The organism is Paraburkholderia sp. J63 (assembly GCF_905220245.1).
In the GTDB taxonomy this organism is placed as follows: domain Bacteria; phylum Pseudomonadota; class Gammaproteobacteria; order Burkholderiales; family Burkholderiaceae; genus Paraburkholderia.
In genome coordinates, this window is sequence record NZ_CAJMZF010000001.1 from 428,268 (window position 1) to 445,028 (window position 16,761).

The following is a 16,761-nucleotide window of genomic DNA, read 5'->3' on the forward strand; positions in this document are numbered from 1 at the left end:
CTACGAATGGGCGGCGGGCCGGATGTTCTGGTTACGGCTGAAGAGATTGTGCGGGTCGTAGCGGGTCTTGACCGCAACGAGCCGTTCCATGTTCGGACCATAGGCGGACGCCACGCGCGCGGCCTCGTCTTCGGTCAGGAAGTTCACATAGACGCTGCCGAGCGCATAAGGCGCCGACGCCTCGAAAAAGCTGCGCGCCCAGGCGACGCAGCGGTCGTCGTCGGCGCGATCGGTCCAGCGGCCATGCACGTTCATGACGTAAAGCGCGTCGCGATTCGGATAGGCCGTGGCCTCGGGCGCCACACGCTGCGTCGCGCCGCCGATCTGGCCGAAGAAGATCTCGCACTGCGGCGACGGCAACGTGTCGATCGCGGCGAGGAGCGCGTCGATGAGACCGTCCGGTATCTCGGCGAGGTTGTGCGACTTCCAGTAGTTGCGCTCGCCCGGCGTGAGCAGCGGATCGAAGGCCTGTTGCCACGCTGCATAAGGCATGGGCCCGAGATGCTCGCCGCAGGCGGGGCCGAAGCCGCGCACGGGCTCGACGGCGGCCGGCCCGTTTTCCAGCGGACCCGTGTAGCAGATCGCGAACACGATCACGGGCGTGCCGTGCACGCTGGCGGGCAGGAACGGCAGCGGCGGCGCGAGACGCAGCACGCTCCAGACGGTCAGCTCGTCGGGCATGGCGGCCGCGGCTTCGCGGTATTTCACCAGGGCGTCGCGCGCGGCCGCGAGCGGCAGCACCACGAGCCCGCCGTAGATCTTGGGGCCCACTGGATGAACCGCGAACTCGAACGACGTCACCACGCCGAAGTTGCCGCCGCCGCCGCGAATGGCCCAGAAGAGATCGTCGTGCTCGTCGGCGCTCGCGCGCAGCAGTGCGCCCTCCGCGCTCACGACGTCGGCGGCAAGCAGATTATCGACGGTCATGCCGAAGCGCCGGCTCAGCCAGCCGAATCCGCCGCCGAGCGTGAGACCGGCCACGCCCGTCGTCGAATTGATGCCGAGCGGCGTGGCGAGACCGAACGCCTGCGCTTCGTGATCGAAGTCGCCCAGCGTGGCGCCCGGTTCGACATAGGCGCGCAGCGTGGACGGCTCGACCCGCACCGATTTCATCGGCGAGAGATCGATCACGAGCCCGCCGTCGCACATCGCGCTGCCCGCGATATTGTGGCCGCCGCCGCGCACGGCGATCGCGAGACCCGCGTCGCGGGCGAAGTTCACGGCGCAGCGCACGTCGGCGGCGCCCTGGCAACGGACAATCAGCGCGGGGCGCCGATCGATCATGGCGTTCCATATCTGCCGGGCTTCGTCGTAGCCCGCGTCCGCTGGCTGCAGCACCTGACCGCGCAGCGCGCTTTTCAATGTTTCGATGGAATCGCTCGGCAGGCTCGACATCGCACACCTCTCATTTGGGCAGAAACGCGTAGGCCGCATGGCGCGGTCCAACGGCGGCGGGCGGCGCAACAGACCGGTCCGGCGTCATCTGCGGACTCTGGATGCGGGTTGCTCTGGGCGGGACGCAAGATGTCCCGTGGGGAAAGCAGGAAGAGCGGGCTTTCGTGAAGGCAGCTCGCGCGCCAGGGAAGGCGAAGCTGCGCAGCCTCGCGGATGGATGTTCTGTGAACGGGGCGCGGCTGTATCAGGTTGCCGGAGCGTTCAGGATGGTTAGCAATCCTGAATCGTTATGAAGAATACCCGGCCGGATCCGGCGCGAGATGTCGTGAATGTCGCGTCGTCTCTCGATATTCTAGCAAGCTGTTTGCACGGAACCTAAAATTTGTTCGTGTGCTCCGGCATGGCCGGAAGCATGCATTTAATTGATTAACCAGGAGCCCCGATATGACTCGCATGTATATCGACTGCAGGGAGTTCCCCAGCGAGATGAACTGCACGGTTGCCATCTCCGCGGATTCGCAAAAGGAGCTTCTAGAGGCCGCGGTGCAGCACGCGGTAACGATTCATCGCCACGCCGATACGCCGGAATTGCGCGCGCAGCTCGCCACGCTGTTCCATGAAGGCACGCCGCCCGCGGACGCGCCGCGTCCAGCGTGAGGCATCGAAAATACACTGAATTATCCGAACAAATACAGCCATGCGGTGCGAATCCGGCGCGCACGGTCTTCGAATAACCACGACGCCGCGAGCGCGAACAATCCCGACATGCAGCCCGTGAGAAGGTGCTCGAGAACGGGAATGCGATAGTGGCTCTTGTGAGAATAGGCGTCGCCCAACGCGGTCAGACAGCCGACGACGAGCGCATTGCCATAGCGGTTCGCATACAGCTTCGACGCCGGCGTGAAGGTCAGCAGCACGGCCAGCACGCCGGTGAGCAATCCCGTTCTGAATGCGATGGCCCAGTGCGCGAGGCTCATGATGTTGCCCCAGCTCCCCGGCATGCAGGTCATGCATGCGCTGGTGGGCTGCCAGAAGCGCTGGATAAACAGCTTGATGCGGCGTCGCCATTCGCTTCCCATGACGGGCTCCACGAGGTAGGACGTGAGGTTTCGCGGAATTTTACCGCGTGAAGGGGAGTGGGGCGCTTGCGGTTGGGGGACCGAATATAATTCGGAAAACGAAGCAAATTCATGAGCGACGCGTGACGCGTGATCTCAGGATCAAACGCAGCGATTAAATAGTGACATATAAACGCCCGTGGGGACGCACCGATCGCGTAGTATCCCTATCCCCATTGCCTAAAATGAAACGACGCGTGGGCCGACTCATGCAACGAAACCGTCATAGCGGGCCTGGCCGGCACGAGTCATGCTCTCCATGGGGTTCTTCAACGGAGGTCACATGAACACGGGTAACAAGGGCGATAAGGGTGACAAGGGCGACGTGCGCGCATTCGTGCATACGGCCGAGCGGACGGGCGGCTGGGTGTGGGTTATCTCGCTGGTCGACTTCGCGGCGCGCGACGTGCGCCGTGTATTGGTATCCGACGAAACCTACACCAATCAGCGCGCGGCGAAAGACGCGGGCGACGCCCGTTTAGAGGCGCTTGCACACGACCAGTAGCCGCCCGGAGTGGCCGTCAAGGTCACGGGAAAATCGGCGTCGTAGGTTCTGCGCCTTCCGGATCGGCTTTCGGAACGTGCTTTGCGACCGTCTGCGCGATTTCCTCCTCGCGCGAGGCCGGCACGTCGGCCATGATCAGGAACTGCCCGTCGCGGATGGCCTCGCGAAAGCGTTCGAGCCGCGTGTTGGGCTCGTCCACGCCGATCATGGCGGCCGTCCATGCGCCAAAGCCCGCGCCCGCCAGCGTCAATGCCACAACGGCACCACCGCCGATGACGAGTTCCGCGGGCGGAAACACGAGCGCCGCGAGACCCACGATCGCGCCCGCCGCGCCGCCTAGCGCCACGCCGCGCTCGAGCGCGTGCACGACGTCGCTGCTTTGCAGCAAGGAAGTGCCCGGCAATTGATCGAGCTGGACCGTATGGTTCGCGAGCACGTGCAAATGCCGCCACGTGACGCGCGCCAGCAACAGGTCGTCCACGACGGCCCTCGCGGTGGGAATGTCAGGTGCCAGGAAATAAAGACGTCTCATGTTGGCTCCCCTTTGCTCAAGCGACGATGGTCGCGGGGTAATGATTGATGGTACGCCTGCCACAGCGAACTGGCGCGTCGCGCCTCGGCCACTATTCACCGCTAATCCCCTGAGCGCCGTGCATCGCCGCGGTACATATCCGCGCGCAATTGCAACGCGGGCGTGTAGGATAGAAAGCGGGATAGAAAGCGTCGTTCCAACCCGCCACAACCGGCGAATCAGCGAACTAAAACGAATTAGCGAATCAGCGCAGGTGCCCTATGACCTCAATCTCTCGTGAGCCTCACCACGCCGATGCCGAGGCGCTGGCGACGCTCGCCGAATATCTCGAACTGCTGCTGGACAAGGGGCAGAGCCTGATTCTGGTTCGCAGCCACGCGGAGAGCAGCGACATTTTCCTTGGCGACGCGAGCGAGCCTGAGGAAGGCTGGACACGTCACGGCGCGATTCGAAACGCAATGGCGAGCGCCGTGCTGGGCGTCACGCAGTCGGGGTTCAACGAGCTCACCATCGGCGGGCAGACTTACCGCTTCGTGCGGGCGTTCACCCAGGTCGCCAACCAGGGCGCCGTGGTTTTCAGCGCGGCGTAGGGAAAACACACGCACAGGCACGCATATCCACGCATAACCACCCACCAGCACGCACGCGCAAGAAGACCTACGATATTTGAAAACACCAAGGAGATGGCCGTCATGACCACGGCTGCCAGTTTTCAAATCGGCTACACGCAGTATCTCGGCCCCGACGGCGAGCCCGTTCAACCGCTGCCGCCCTTTGCAAGCGATCCCGCCGCGCTCCTGCCGCTCTATCGCGCCATGGTGCTGACGCGAGCGTTCGACACCAAGGCGGTGGCCCTGCAACGTACGGGCCAGCTCGGCACGTTTGCCTCGTCGCTGGGCCAGGAGGCGACAGGCGTGGGCGTGGCCAGCGCGATGCGGCCCGAAGACGTGCTGTTTCCCTCCTACCGCGATCACGCGGCCCAATTGCTGCGCGGCGTCACGATGACGGAAAGCCTGCTCTATTGGGGCGGCGACGAGCGCGGCAGCGACTTCGGCGTGCCGCGTCTCGACTTTCCGAACTGCGTGCCGATCGGGACGCAGGTCTGCCACGCGGCGGGCGCCGCCTATGCGTTCTTGCTGCGCCGCGAGCCGCGCGTCGCGGTGACGATCTTCGGCGACGGCGCGACCTCGAAGGGCGATTTTTACGAGGCGATGAATTTCGCCGGCGCGTGGCGCGCGCCGCTCGTGCTCATCATCAACAACAACCAGTGGGCGATTTCGCTGCCGCGCAGCCGGCAGAGCGCGGCGCAAACACTCGCGCAAAAAGCCATCGCCGCGGGCATCGACGGCTTGCAGGTCGACGGCAACGACGTGATCGCCGTGCGCGAGGTGGCGGAGGCCGCGCTCGCGAAAGCCCGGCGCGGCGAAGGCCCCACTCTGATCGAAGCGCTCAGCTATCGCCTCGGCGACCACACGACGGCCGACGACGCCACGCGCTATCGCGACGCCGAAGTGCTGAGCCAGCAGTGGGAATACGAGCCGCTGCGCCGCCTGCGGCTCTGGCTCATGCGCATGAACGTGCTGGACAAGGCGCAGGACGAGCAGATCGGCAAGACCTGCCGCGCCGAGGTCGAAGAGGCTGTCGAGGCCTATCTCGCGGTCGCACCGCCCGAGGTGGCCGCGATGTTCGATCATCTCCACGAGGTCCTGCCGCTCGCGCTGCGCGAGCAAAGGGCGATGGCGCAGCGTTTTGCCGAGCTCGCGCCGCCTGCGGAGAACGGCCATGGCTGATCTGAACATGGTCGAGGCGATCAATCTCGCGCTCGCCTGGGCGCTCGAGCACGACCCCGACGTCGTGCTGCTCGGCGAGGACATCGGCGTGAACGGCGGCGTGTTTCGCACGACGGCGGGCTTGCAGGCGCGCTTCGGCGCGCAGCGCGTGCTCGATACGCCGCTCGCGGAAACGGCGATCGGCGGCACGGCGGTCGGCATGGCGGCGATGGGCCTGAGGCCCGTCGCGGAGATCCAGTTCAGCGGCTTCATTTATCCGGCCATCGACCACTTGCTGAACCATGCGTCGCGTTTGCGGCACCGCACGCGCGGCCGGCTCGCGTGCCCGCTCGTGGTGCGCGCACCGAGCGGCGCGGGCATCCACGCGCCCGAGCATCACTCCGAAAGCCCCGAGGCGTTGTTCGCGCACATACCGGGGTTGCGCGTCGTGACCCCGTCGTCGCCCGCGCGCGCTTATGGCCTGCTGCTGGCGGCCATCCGCGACCCCGATCCGGTGATCTTCTTCGAGCCCACGCGTCTCTATCGTCTCTTCAGGCAGGCCGTGGAGGACAACGGCGAAGCGCTGCCGCTCGACTGCTGCTACGTGCTGCGCGACGGCGCGGACGTGACGCTCGTGAGCTGGGGCGGCGCGCTCCAGGAGGCGCTGGCGGCCGCCGATCGGCTGGCGCAGGAGGGCGTGAGCGCGGAGGTGATCGACGTGGCCACGCTCAAGCCGCTCGACATGGAGACGATTCTCGCCTCGGTGGCCAAAACGGGCCGCTGCGTGATCGTGCACGAAGGCTCGCGCACGGGCGGCGTGGGCGCGGAGATTGCTGCCGGTATCGCCGAGCGCGGCCTTTATACGCTGCTTGCGCCGGTGCAGCGCGTGACGGGCTACGACGTGGTGGTCCCGCTCTACCGGCTCGAAAGCCACTACATGCCGGCGACGGCGCGCATCGTCGCCGCCGTCAGGCAAGCGCTGGAGGCGCAGTGAAACCATGAAGATCTTCAAGCTGCCCGATCTGGGCGAAGGCCTCCAGGAAGCGGAAATCGTCGAATGGCACGTCAAGAGCGGCGACGAGATTCGCGCCGATCAGCCGCTCGTCTCGGTCGAGACGGCCAAGGCGATTGTCGAGATTCCATCGCCGCAAGCGGGCCGCATCGCAAAGCTGTTCGGCAAGCCCGGCGACATCGTGCATCTGGGCGCGCCGCTGGCCGCGTTCGAAGGCGAAGGCGCCGACGATGCCGATGCGGGCACCGTGGTCGGCCACATGGAAGTGGGCACGCAACCCATGCAGGAGGAGGCGCCTGCCGTGCCCGGCGGCGGCGCGGGTGGGGCACATGGCGCCATCAAGGCGATGCCCGCGGTGCGCGCGCTCGCGCGCAAGCTCGACATCGACCTCGCGATGGTGACGCCTTCGGGGCCCGAGGGCGTCATCACGGCCGCCGACGTGCAACGCGCGGCGAGACTCCTCGCCGAGCTCGGGCCGCCCGAGGTGCTGCGCGGCGTGCGGCGCGCGATGGCGCAGAACATGGCGCGCGCCCAGCACGAAGTGGCGGCCGCCACTGTCATCGACGACGCCGACATTCACGCGTGGCCGCCCCATACCGACGTGACGATTCGCCTGGTCCGCGCGCTGGTGGCCGGGTGCCGCGCGGAGCCGGGCCTGAACGCCTGGTTCGACGCGAAGATGGAGCGGCGCCACGTGCTCGCGAAAATCGATCTCGGCATCGCCGTCGATCTGCCCGAGGGCTTGTTCGTGCCGGTGCTGCGCGACGTCGCGCATCGCGACGCGGCCGACCTGCGCGCCGGACTTGAGCGCATGCGCACCGACATTCGCGCGCGCAAGATTCCGCCCGAGGAAATGCGCGGCAACACGATCACGCTGTCCAACTTCGGCATGATCGCCGGTAAATACGCGGCGCCCGTGGTGGTGCCGCCCACGGTCGCGATCCTGGGCGCGGGGCGCATCCACGACCAGGTCGTCGCACACGAGGGCGCGCCCGCCGTGCACAGGATTTTGCCGCTGAGCCTGACGTTCGATCATCGCGTGGTCACGGGCGGCGAGGCCGCGCGCTTTCTGGCCGCCGCGATTGAAGACCTCGAACGGGCGCAATAGCGATGGCGCGCCCGGCGTCTGCCGCTAGAATGGCCGTGGCCGGCGCCACGTTGCGCGCCGGTCTGCGTTTTTTTGCCCTTGTTTAAAGCCATTCGCCGATCGATCCACGCGTGAAGACCTCCACCCTCGAACAACTGCGCGACGGACAGCTCGCCGGCGCACGACAGCTCAAGCTCGCCTGCGGGCTGAGCGAATTTCCGCGCGAGATCTTCGAGCTCGCCGACACACTCGAAGCGCTCGACCTCTCCGGCAATGCGCTCAGCGCATTGCCCGACGATCTGCCGAGGCTGCGCAAGTTGCGCATTCTGTTCGCCTCGAATAATCCGTTCACCGAATTGCCCGCGGTGCTGGGCGAGTGCGAAGCGCTCAGCATGGTCGGCTTCAAGACGAACCAGATACGCCATGTCCCAGCGAGCGCGCTGCCGCCGCAATTGCGCTGGCTGATCCTCACCGATAACGCCATCGAGGCGCTGCCGCCCGAGATCGGCGAGCGCGCGCATCTGCAGAAGCTGATGCTCGCCGGCAACCGGCTGCGCGTGCTACCCGGGACGATGGCCGCATTGAGCCGCCTGGAGTTGCTGCGCATCTCCGCGAACCATCTCGACGCGTTGCCCGAATGGCTGCTGCGCCTGCCGCGTCTCGCGTGGCTCGCCTACGCCGGCAATCCGCTCAACGCGGCGCGCGAGCAGGCCGCCATGGCCGACGCAGCGGTGCCCGATATCGACTGGCATACGCTCGCGCTCGGGCAGACGCTGGGCGAGGGCGCCTCGGGCGTGATCCATCGCGCGACGCGCTTGTTGCGCGACGGGCATCCGGTCGAGGCCGTCGCCGTGAAGCTGTTCAAGGGCGCGGTGACGAGCGACGGCTTGCCGGCCCTCGAAATGGCCGCCTGCCTGCAAGCGGGCGCGCATCCGAATCTCATCCCGGTGCTGGGCAAGATCACGGGGCATCCGCTCGACGAGCATGGCCTCGTGATGGCCTTGATCGATCCGGCGTTCCGCAATCTCGCGGGGCCGCCGAGCCTCGCATCGTGCACGCGCGACGTCTATGCCGACGACGTGCGCTTCGACCGGCCGACCGCGTTGCGTATCGCGCGCGGGATGGCGTCGGCGGCGCGGCATCTGCACCGGCGCGGGATCATGCACGGCGATCTTTACGCCCACAACATCCTGCATGACGGCGCGGGGCACGTCCTGCTCGGCGACTTCGGCGCGGCGTCGTTTCACGATGTCGCCGACCGCGCGCGGGCCCAGGCGCTCGAACGCATCGAGGTGCGCGCGTTCGGGTGCCTGCTCGAAGAACTCGTGCAACGGCTGACCGGGAACGCCGACGATCGCGCCGCCGGGCTCGACGCGCTGATGGCGGACTGTCTTGGCGAGCAGGTGGAGAGGCGGCCATCGTTCGACGACATTGTCGAGCGGCTCGATGCGTTGAGCGATTAAGCCGGGCCTGCGGGTTGGTTTTGCATGGCGCCGCTTGCGCGGGCACCCGGCGCCTGGTTGCTCACTTCACGAAAGATGTTGAGGACTCCCTTCGACTATCGCGAGTTCGTCGAGCAATGCCTTCGCGTCTTGCAGGTCGGCCGTATCGTGGCCTTCCGTAAATCCATCGTAGATTTCGGAGAGCATCGCGCGGGCCTGGGCCAGTTTGCCCGCGCGCTGCCAATGGCGGGCGAGGCACAGCGCCGCGCGCAATTCCAGCGATTTCGCGCCCAGTTCGTGCGCCAGTTCCAGCGCTTTGCGGAAACAGCCCTCGGCCTCCTCACCACACTGAGCGCCGAGCGCGGATCGGCCATCGCCGAGCAGCAAGCACCCCTTTAGCCGATGCAACTCGGCCTCGTAGTAACGCTCGCCCGCCTTAGTGGCGATCGACAGGGCCTCTTCGAGCACCGGGAGCGCCGCTTCCCGGTCTCCCGCGATCCCGTAGCTTTCGGCAAGCAGCGCCAGAAAGTACGAGCGCCCCTCTTCGCCGCCATGGGCACGCTGATCGGCCAAGCCTTCGCGCATCTGCGCAATCCCTTCCTGAAGCCGGTCCTGTCGGGCCAGCGCCCAGCCGCGCAGCGCGGTCCCCCAGGCGAGCCAGTAGGGCAACCCTTGATCGGACGTGATCGCCATCGCGGCTTCGGCGTGTTCGAGCGCCAGCGAGACCTCGCCCCGAAGCTGGTGCAACTCGGTGGCGTAAGCCAGCGCGAATGCGAGGGTCGGCCCGTAGGCCAGTTGCCGTGCGATCGCCAGCGCCTGGAGGCTGCGCTGGTACGCCTGATCGGGGTAGCCCTGATGCCACAAGGTCAGCGCCAGATAGTTCAGGGCACGGATGCCGGGCTCCACGCCGTGGGTGAACACATGGGCCTGATGCTGCGCCGGGTCGTAGAGCGCCAGCGCGCGCTCCAGATGCTCGCGGCCCGCGGCGAATTCGCCGAGGAAGAACAGGCACACACCGAGCGCGCTATGGGCCTCGACAAGTAATCCGGAGTCCTTTTCATCGGCGGCCATGCGCAGCATCCGTTCACTGAGCTCGCGCGCGGCGCTGTACTCGGCGCGCGAGATGTAGTGAATCCTCAATCCCAGATGCACGGCGAAGAGCCCGGACGTCTCGCCGATCTGCTCGCACAATTGCAGCGCGCGCGTATAAGTGGCCGCCACCTCGGGCGCGCCATAGCCTTGCACATCCATCAGCGAGGGACCCAGCGAAAGCAGCAGCGTGAGTTCTCGACGCCCGCGGGCGGGCGTATCGGGCAGACGCTTGAGCAGTTCGAGCGCGGCCCGGAGGTGCCGCATCGCGTCCAGATGCGCGGCATGCCGAACGGCCTGTTGCGCGGCCCGGTGCAAATACTCCACCGCCTTCGGAATATTGCCGCTCAAACTATAGTGGTGCGCGAGTTCGCTGCAATAGTCGGTGATCCGCGTGGGGAACAAGGTTTCGATGGCCTGCGCCGTGCGCTCGTGCAATACATTGCGCCGCTCCGTGAGCAGCGAATGGCCGGCGACCTCCTGGGTCAGCGCGTGCTTGAACGAATATTCGACCTCGGGATACGCGGCGCGCTCGTAGATGAATTCCGCAGCCGCGAGGCGCGCGAGCAGGTGGCGCAGATCGCTGTCCGTCTGCGCGACCTCACCGATGCATATGCACTGAAGCAGGCTGAACGGGAACTCCTTGCCGATCACGGCGAGCGTCTGCAACAGCTCTTTCTCGGCAACGGGCAGCCGGTCTATGCGCGCCGCGAGTACGCCTTGCACGGTGGCGGGAATGTGCAGAGCCGTGGGCGTGTGCGCGATCCGGTAGCGGCCGGGTTCGCCGAGCAGCGATTGTTCTTCGGCAAGCGTCTGGACGACTTCTTCCATGAAGAACGGATTGCCCTCCGTCTTCTCCTGAATGAGCCGCTTGAGGGCGGCGAGCGAGGGATCGTTGCCCAGCAGCGCGGCCAGCAGCCCCTGCGCCTCGGCCGGACGCAGCGGCTCGAGCCTGAGCTGGACGTAATGGCCCGCCCAACCGGGCTTGTACTCGGGCCGATAGTTCAGCAACAGCAGGATTCGCGCGTGCGTGGAGCGCTCGATCAGGCACGCGAGGAATGCTTCGGTCTCCCGATCGAGCCATTGGAGGTCCTCGAACAGCAGCGCGACGGGTTGATCCTCGCTCTCGCGCGCGAGCAGCTTGACGATGGCCTCGAAGGTGCGGTCGCGCCGGATCTGCGGGTCCATTTCCGGCAGCGCCGAACCGCGCTCGCCAATGCCGAGCAGATAGAGCAGGTAGGGCACGAGATCGTCGAAGCTGCGTTCGAGCGTGAGCACCTTGCCCATGACTTTTTCGCGGCATTGCCGCTCGTCGTCCTGGGCGGCGATCTGGAAATAGTTCTTCAGCAGATCGATGAGCGGCAGATACGCGAAGGCCTTGCCATGCGAAACCGAAAACGTTTCCAGCAGCAGACAGCCGCGCCGCGAGCGCTCCTTGAACTCGTGGAAGAGCCGCGACTTGCCGACCCCGGCTTCGCCCGCCACGGCCACGACCTGCCCGCGTCCATGCTGAACCTGCTCCAGCGCCTCGCGCAACTGATCGAGCTCGGCCTGCCGACCGACGAACCGCGCGAGCCCGCGATGCGCCGCGAGCTGCAAGCGCGTGCGCAACGCGCCGAGCCCCTGGACCTCGTGGACCACGAGCGGATCGGGAATGCCCTTGACCTGCGTGGCGCCCAGCGCCTTGAACTCGAAATAGCCCTCGGCCAGCTTGTGGGTGGAGTCGCTCACGAGGATCGACGAGGGCGTGGCGATGCTCTCCATGCGCGACGCAATGTGGATCGTTTGCCCGACCGGATCGTAATGGGTGTGCAGGTCGTCGGTGCGGATCGAATGCACGACGACCTCGCCCGTATGGACCCCTACGCGAATCTGCAGCGCGATGCCTTTCTCCAGACGAATGCGGTCGCTGTGGCGGCGCATCGTTTGCTGCATGCGCAGCGCCGCGTAGAGCGCGCGCTGCGCGTGGTCTTCGTGAGCGATGGGCGCGCCGAACAGCGCGAGAATGCCGTCGCCGAGCGACTTGGCCACATAGCCCTCGTAGTAGTGGACGGCCTCCATCATCAGCGCGACGACGGGCTCGATCAGCCGGTGGGCCTCCTCGGGATCGAGATTGTGGATGAGCGCCGTGGAGCCGGCCATGTCGGCGAATAGCGCCGTGATCATCTTGCGCTCGCCGGCCGTCTCGCCGCGTGCCTCCATGGCCGCCTGCTCGGCGCGGATGCGTTCGACCAGGTGGTGCGGCGTGTATTGAATGGGCGCGGGGAGGGGGCACGAATCGGCGGGGGCGCGTGCGGAGGGCGTGGCTGGCGTGTCGGCGAGGGGCGCGCCGCAGGCGCTGCAGAATCGGGCCGATGGGCTGGCTTCATGCCCACAGCGCGGGCAGGCGCGCAACAGCATGGCGCCGCAAGCCTCACAGAATCTGGCCCCGGTGAGGTTGTCGAATCCGCAGTTTGAGCAGTGCATATGACCTGGCCCTTGCTCCGTGCCCGCGTTTAAGGCGCAGTTAAACCACGTTTAAATCGTAGTTAAACCGCCTTTAAACCGCAGTTAAACATTAGGCGCGGTGGGCGTTCGCAGCAAGACCGTATCCCTGCCGAAGGCCTCCGTCACGACTGCCGGCGCGTCTTCCTCTGAACGCGCCGTGGCGGCGCAAGCTCGCTGGGCCGTGACGCCAGCACGTCGAGATCATCGGCCGCGGGCAGCTTCTTGACTGCCTTGTCCCATTGATACACCCATTGCCACTGGTCGCGTTCGCGCTCGGCCGCCTTTCCCTGGCCTCGCATCGCACCGTCGAAGCGGTCTTCGGGCTCGGGGTCATCGACACTGAATGCTTCGGTGCGCCCGAAGATATAGTTGATCGGACAGATCTCGTCGGGACTATCCTTGCGCGGCTTCACGTACCAGCCCGCCTCGGTCAACGCGGGCATGCCGAGCCCGCCCGTTTTGTAAGCGACCTCGCGCAATCTGTCCGGCTTCGGCGCGGCCGCGTCTTTGCCGCCGGCGGCCGCGATCTGGTTGGCCAGCATCGTCAGGCGGCCCAGCCGGGAAAGCGGATCAGGCGAAAAGACGGCCAGCTTTTCTTCAAAGCGGCCCTTTCTCACGGCGGCCTCATCGAGCGTGCCCAGCAAATTCGTAATCAGCACATAGGCGACCGATTGCTTCCTCGCCTTTTCGCTGAGATTTTTCAGCTTCGGCAGCATGCCCGGCGTGAGGAACGAGAAGTACGTGAACTTGTCTTTCCCGGTCGCGTCGCGGCGGCGCAAGATCGGATCGAACTCGTCGAATAGCACGACAACATGGGTCAGTAACGAAAGCGCCTCGAAAACGGTTCGCGCGCGCCGCTCCAGTTTGGCCTCGCCGCTCTTGGCCAGATCGCTGGGCGTGACCTCGACCATCGGCACCCCGCATGTCTGCGCAAGGGCTTCCACGAGCGTGGTCTTTCCGGTTCCCGCCGGGCCGTGCAAAACCAGCGAGTGCAGCGACCTGGTGCCGGTGCGATTGACGTGCGCCTGCATGTGCTGAAACCGGATGGCGCAACTGACGCGCACAAGCTTTTTGACGGCGGCGTCTTTGGGCTCGGCCGCGCACGCGAGGCCGTAATCCGGATAGAACAGGTCGTCCAGATTCAATCCGCCCGCCTGCGGATACTTGACCGAAAAGTGATCGAGGATGATGCGATTGATGCCGTCGTCCAGCAGGCGATTGACCGCGGCGAGCGCTTCGACGGCCGACGCGGTTTCGAGCATGTCCACGCTGCCGGTTCCCCTCGGCCAGCCGACGATGCCGAACTCGGTCGTGATCGCGCGCCGGATCAGCGAGGGCAGCAGGCGAGGGACGAACTTGACGTCGAGCGGGAAATCCACGGCGCGCAGGAACTCCGCGGCGGCGGCCACCACGGCGCTGTTGGCCGCGCGATAGCCCGTGGTGCCTTCTATATGGTAGCTGCGGCGCACGATGACAGTCCCGTCGGCGCCAAAGCTGCTCTGCAGCAGCGACGCGGCGCGCTGGAGCCGCTCGTCGTCGCGCGCGGGCTCGTGCTTCGTCAACGCGACATAGGCATTGGCCGCGAAGGCGAGTTCCGAGGGCTCCCATTGGCTGCCGTCGCCGAGCGCGCTCGAAGCCAGTTGCTCGTCGATAACGCCCGAAAGATACTGCTTTGCCGCGGACAAGCCGTCCCTCAGCGCGATGCCCGCGAGCCTGAACTGCTCGCCCGCGACGGCCCACTGGTTATCGCAGGCCTTGAGCGCCCGCACGGCCAGTACCGCACGCGCCGACGCCTTGCGTATGCCCGCGAAAGCCGTGCTATGTCCCATTTCGGACTGTGCATGGCTGCGCTGGCCGCCCTCCGACTTGCGGTATCGCGCGATCTCGCTCACCAGCGCCCTGAGGTCCTTCTTGACGTTGGTGAGCGCCTCGGCAACGTGATTCTTCAGAATCGTGTCGACGTATTGCTCGACGTTTTCTCCCGTGAGCGATTTTCGCTTGCCGTTGGCGTCTTCGATCTTGACCAGCTTGAAAGCGAGAAACGGCAATTGCCGCTTCAAGGCGTTTTCGCACGACACCGCGATTCTTTCCCGGTCGATGGCTTGCCACTGGGGCGGAATATTCGACGCCGAGATTCTTTTCAGCTTGTCCGAAACGTTCGACAGATAGCGGCATACCTCATTGGTGGCCAGCAGCGAATTCGCCAGTTCCATCACCGCATAAACGCAGTGCGCCGTCGTATAGCCCGTCACCCTGCCGCCATGTCCCGCCCTCGCGCCGCCCACGGCCCAGTCCGGCTCCGAAGCCGTGAACAGCTCGCGGATGATCCAGTACCAGCAGCGCATCACCGGTTTGGACAAGGTATGTTCGTTGGTCGCCACGAAGGCGCGCATGGATTCCGCGGCAACGAGGATCGAACGTCCTTCGCTGCTCAAGCCGCCCAGGTCGCCAACCCAGGTCAGGTTCTCGAGAAATTTCGGCGGCTCCTCGAAGGCGCGGGAGACCTGAAGCGCGACGCGCACCGCCTTGGCTTGCTCATAGTGCGTTGTGCTAACGGGTTTGACTTTTCCGTCGATCAGGTCCTTGAGCGCGTCGTTGCCTTTGGCGCGGAACTGGGCGCTTTTCTGTCTGACTTCATCGATCTTTTTGAGCTCGTCGATGTGCACTTCGAGGTCGTGCGACTCGCCGCGCTCGTCGGCGAATCCGGAGGAGTCTTCGTCCATCATTTCAGACCTCGAATTCGATACGGCCCGACCGACGAGTTTGTCGCGCAGGGTATTCGCCTCGTCGCAGCCGGAAATGCCGTTTGGGGTTGGCGCCAATCCCACATTTGATCCTCGCGCGATCGGGGCGATATGTGCGCTAACGCACATATTCCGATGCGCTCGCCCAGGCCGGGCCGCGCTCGCGACAGCCAAGGCCCGTGGTTTACCCCAGCCAACCATTCATCAGACTGTTGGATCGCGCACCGATAGGCGTATTTGTCCTGATTGATTCCATTTGGCCTGCTGTGCCGAAATGCGCATAGGAATCGTCGCAAAAGGACAAGACGGGGCGATATTGGCTTCCTATAGTTGGTTTCGCTTTGTTTCGTTTCGCTTTCAGTGCCCCGCGCGGCGTTTCTCATTCGAAGCGCAGTGAACCCATGCTTGCCGACAAAAAAGGAAACAACATGCGTTTTGCGAAGATTTTTACCCCTGGCGCCATTGCCGTTGGAGCACTGCTCGCTGTTGCCCCGCTCGCGTCCCGAGCGGATACCGTCGTAAAGATCGGCTTCGCCGCTCCGCTGACCGGACCTAACGCCAACTACGGCAAGGATCTGGAGAACGGCGTCAAGATGGCGCTCGACGACGCCAAGGCGCAAGGCGTCAAGATCAATGGCCAGCCCGTCTCGTTCGAGCTCGTCGCCGAGGACGATCAGGCCGACCCGCGCGTCGGCGTGCAGGTCGCGCAAAAGCTCGTGGACGAGGGCGTGTCGGTCGTCGTCGGCCACTTCAACTCGGGCACGACGATTCCCGCTTCCGATCTCTACGAAAAGGCGGGCCTGCCCGACATCGATCCGGCCGCCACGAACCCGGTCATCAGCGGCCGCGGCTTCAAGAACATCTTCATGGTGATTTCGAGCGACGCGCAGAACGCGGGCACCGCAGGCGCCTATGCGGTCACGACGACGAAGGCCAAACGCATCGCCGTGATCGACGACCGCACAGCCTTCGGCCAGGGCGAGGCCGACGAGTTCGTGAAGGCGGTCAAGGCGCACGGCGGCGATATTGTCGACCGCGAATACACCACGAATCAGGCGACGGACTTCAAGACCCAGCTCACGACCATCAAGAGCAAGAACCCCGATCTGATCTTCGTGGGCGCGCTCAATCCGCAGGCGGCCGGCATCATGAAGCAGATGAGCCAGCTCGGCATCAAGGCGCAGTACGTGGGCGGCGGCGGCGTGAAGGACGTCGACTTCATCAAGCTCGCGGGCGACGTGTCCGAAGGCGCGATGGCATGGGAATACGGCCGTCCGCTCGACAGCACGCCGGTCGGTTCGAAGTTCGCCGAACGCTTCAAGCAGAAGTTCGGCGAGGACGTGCTCTCGTATGCGCCGTTCGGCTATGACGCCGCGTGGGCCGCCATCAAGGCGATGCAGGCCGCGAACTCGACGAAGCCCAACGACTATCGCGCGAAGCTGCAAGGCATCAGCTTCGACGGTATCACCGGCCATATCGAGTTCAACGCGAACGGCTCGCTGAAGAACGGTTCGTCCACCGTGTATCAGGTGAAGAACGGCCAGTGGGTGACCGTCAAGACGGTTAGCGGCCTCTGACCTG

At 65.5% G+C, this 16,761-nt stretch carries 13 protein-coding genes; 8 read left to right on the forward strand and 5 right to left on the reverse strand.

The window, feature by feature from the left end; genetic code table 11:
* Positions 1 to 1,395, reverse strand: a complete 1,395-nt coding sequence (locus U5775_RS01910) for an FAD-binding oxidoreductase (protein ID WP_322056424.1) — start codon at positions 1,393 to 1,395, stop codon at positions 1 to 3.
* 444 nt (positions 1,396 to 1,839) lie between these two features.
* Between U5775_RS01910 and U5775_RS01915 the strand changes: the two genes are divergently transcribed.
* Positions 1,840 to 2,052: a DUF1059 domain-containing protein gene (locus U5775_RS01915; RefSeq protein ID WP_322056425.1), complete on the forward strand. Its 213-nt coding sequence runs from the start codon at positions 1,840 to 1,842 to the stop codon at positions 2,050 to 2,052.
* A gap of 20 nt (positions 2,053 to 2,072) precedes the next feature.
* Here U5775_RS01915 and U5775_RS01920 read toward each other — a convergent pair whose 3' ends face one another.
* The gene (locus U5775_RS01920; protein ID WP_322056426.1) at positions 2,073 to 2,474 is read right to left on the reverse strand and encodes a hypothetical protein; all 402 of its coding nucleotides are present in this window, start codon (positions 2,472 to 2,474) and stop codon (positions 2,073 to 2,075) included.
* Between the two features lie 322 nt (positions 2,475 to 2,796).
* On the opposite strand from U5775_RS01920, the gene U5775_RS01925 reads away from it, so the two are divergent.
* Entirely contained in the window at positions 2,797 to 3,018 is a 222-nt protein-coding gene (locus U5775_RS01925; RefSeq protein ID WP_322056427.1) for a hypothetical protein, read from the forward strand.
* A 22-nt stretch (positions 3,019 to 3,040) separates the two neighbouring features.
* Here the strand turns inward: U5775_RS01925 and U5775_RS01930 are convergent, their stop codons facing one another.
* A complete protein-coding gene (locus U5775_RS01930) occupies positions 3,041 to 3,550 on the reverse strand; it encodes a DUF1269 domain-containing protein (protein ID WP_322056428.1) in 510 nt (169 codons plus the stop codon).
* Positions 3,551 to 3,810: 260 nt separating this feature from the next.
* Here U5775_RS01930 and U5775_RS01935 point away from each other — a divergent pair, with 260 nt between their 5' ends.
* The 5 genes from U5775_RS01935 (at position 3,811) to U5775_RS01955 (ending at position 8,881) form a co-directional block, all read left to right on the forward strand.
* Entirely contained in the window at positions 3,811 to 4,140 is a 330-nt protein-coding gene (locus U5775_RS01935; protein WP_322056429.1) for a hypothetical protein, read from the forward strand.
* Between the two features lie 102 nt (positions 4,141 to 4,242).
* Positions 4,243 to 5,340, forward strand: coding sequence for a pyruvate dehydrogenase (acetyl-transferring) E1 component subunit alpha (gene pdhA, locus U5775_RS01940; protein WP_322056430.1), 1,098 nt, complete (start codon positions 4,243 to 4,245; stop codon positions 5,338 to 5,340).
* On the forward strand, positions 5,333 to 6,313 hold the full coding sequence (locus tag U5775_RS01945) for an alpha-ketoacid dehydrogenase subunit beta (RefSeq protein WP_322056431.1): 981 nt from the start codon (positions 5,333 to 5,335) through the stop codon (positions 6,311 to 6,313). Before pdhA ends, U5775_RS01945 begins: the two co-directional genes overlap by 8 nt.
* A gap of 4 nt (positions 6,314 to 6,317) precedes the next feature.
* A complete protein-coding gene (locus tag U5775_RS01950) occupies positions 6,318 to 7,439 on the forward strand; it encodes a dihydrolipoamide acetyltransferase family protein (protein WP_322056432.1) in 1,122 nt (373 codons plus the stop codon).
* Positions 7,440 to 7,549: 110 nt separating this feature from the next.
* Positions 7,550 to 8,881: a leucine-rich repeat-containing protein kinase family protein gene (locus U5775_RS01955; RefSeq protein ID WP_322056433.1), complete on the forward strand. Its 1,332-nt coding sequence runs from the start codon at positions 7,550 to 7,552 to the stop codon at positions 8,879 to 8,881.
* A 66-nt stretch (positions 8,882 to 8,947) separates the two neighbouring features.
* On the opposite strand, the gene U5775_RS01960 is transcribed toward U5775_RS01955, so the two are convergent.
* On the reverse strand, positions 8,948 to 12,415 hold the full coding sequence (locus U5775_RS01960) for an adenylate/guanylate cyclase domain-containing protein (RefSeq protein WP_322056434.1): 3,468 nt from the start codon (positions 12,413 to 12,415) through the stop codon (positions 8,948 to 8,950).
* Positions 12,416 to 12,558: 143 nt separating this feature from the next.
* On the reverse strand, positions 12,559 to 15,162 hold the full coding sequence (locus tag U5775_RS01965; protein ID WP_322056435.1) for an ATP-binding protein: 2,604 nt from the start codon (positions 15,160 to 15,162) through the stop codon (positions 12,559 to 12,561).
* A 446-nt stretch (positions 15,163 to 15,608) separates the two neighbouring features.
* On the opposite strand from U5775_RS01965, the gene U5775_RS01970 reads away from it, so the two are divergent.
* Entirely contained in the window at positions 15,609 to 16,757 is a 1,149-nt protein-coding gene (locus tag U5775_RS01970; protein ID WP_322056436.1) for a branched-chain amino acid ABC transporter substrate-binding protein, read from the forward strand.
* The last annotated feature ends 4 nt before the right edge of the window (positions 16,758 to 16,761 follow it).

What these genes read in the sequence shown, in the direction of transcription:
- U5775_RS01910 (WP_322056424.1), bottom strand. Translation starts at nt 1,395, where the DNA reads ATGTCGAGCCTGCCGAGCGATTCCATCGAAACATTGAAAAGCGCGCTG.
- U5775_RS01915 (WP_322056425.1), top strand. Translation starts at nt 1,840, where the DNA reads ATGACTCGCATGTATATCGACTGCAGGGAGTTCCCCAGCGAGATGAAC.
- U5775_RS01920 (WP_322056426.1), bottom strand. Translation starts at nt 2,474, where the DNA reads ATGGGAAGCGAATGGCGACGCCGCATCAAGCTGTTTATCCAGCGCTTC.
- U5775_RS01925 (WP_322056427.1), top strand. Translation starts at nt 2,797, where the DNA reads ATGAACACGGGTAACAAGGGCGATAAGGGTGACAAGGGCGACGTGCGC.
- U5775_RS01930 (WP_322056428.1), bottom strand. Translation starts at nt 3,550, where the DNA reads ATGAGACGTCTTTATTTCCTGGCACCTGACATTCCCACCGCGAGGGCC.
- U5775_RS01935 (WP_322056429.1), top strand. Translation starts at nt 3,811, where the DNA reads ATGACCTCAATCTCTCGTGAGCCTCACCACGCCGATGCCGAGGCGCTG.
- pdhA (WP_322056430.1), top strand. Translation starts at nt 4,243, where the DNA reads ATGACCACGGCTGCCAGTTTTCAAATCGGCTACACGCAGTATCTCGGC.
- U5775_RS01945 (WP_322056431.1), top strand. Translation starts at nt 5,333, where the DNA reads ATGGCTGATCTGAACATGGTCGAGGCGATCAATCTCGCGCTCGCCTGG.
- U5775_RS01950 (WP_322056432.1), top strand. Translation starts at nt 6,318, where the DNA reads ATGAAGATCTTCAAGCTGCCCGATCTGGGCGAAGGCCTCCAGGAAGCG.
- U5775_RS01960 (WP_322056434.1), bottom strand. Translation starts at nt 12,415, where the DNA reads ATGCACTGCTCAAACTGCGGATTCGACAACCTCACCGGGGCCAGATTC.
- U5775_RS01965 (WP_322056435.1), bottom strand. Translation starts at nt 15,162, where the DNA reads ATGATGGACGAAGACTCCTCCGGATTCGCCGACGAGCGCGGCGAGTCG.
- U5775_RS01970 (WP_322056436.1), top strand. Translation starts at nt 15,609, where the DNA reads ATGCGTTTTGCGAAGATTTTTACCCCTGGCGCCATTGCCGTTGGAGCA.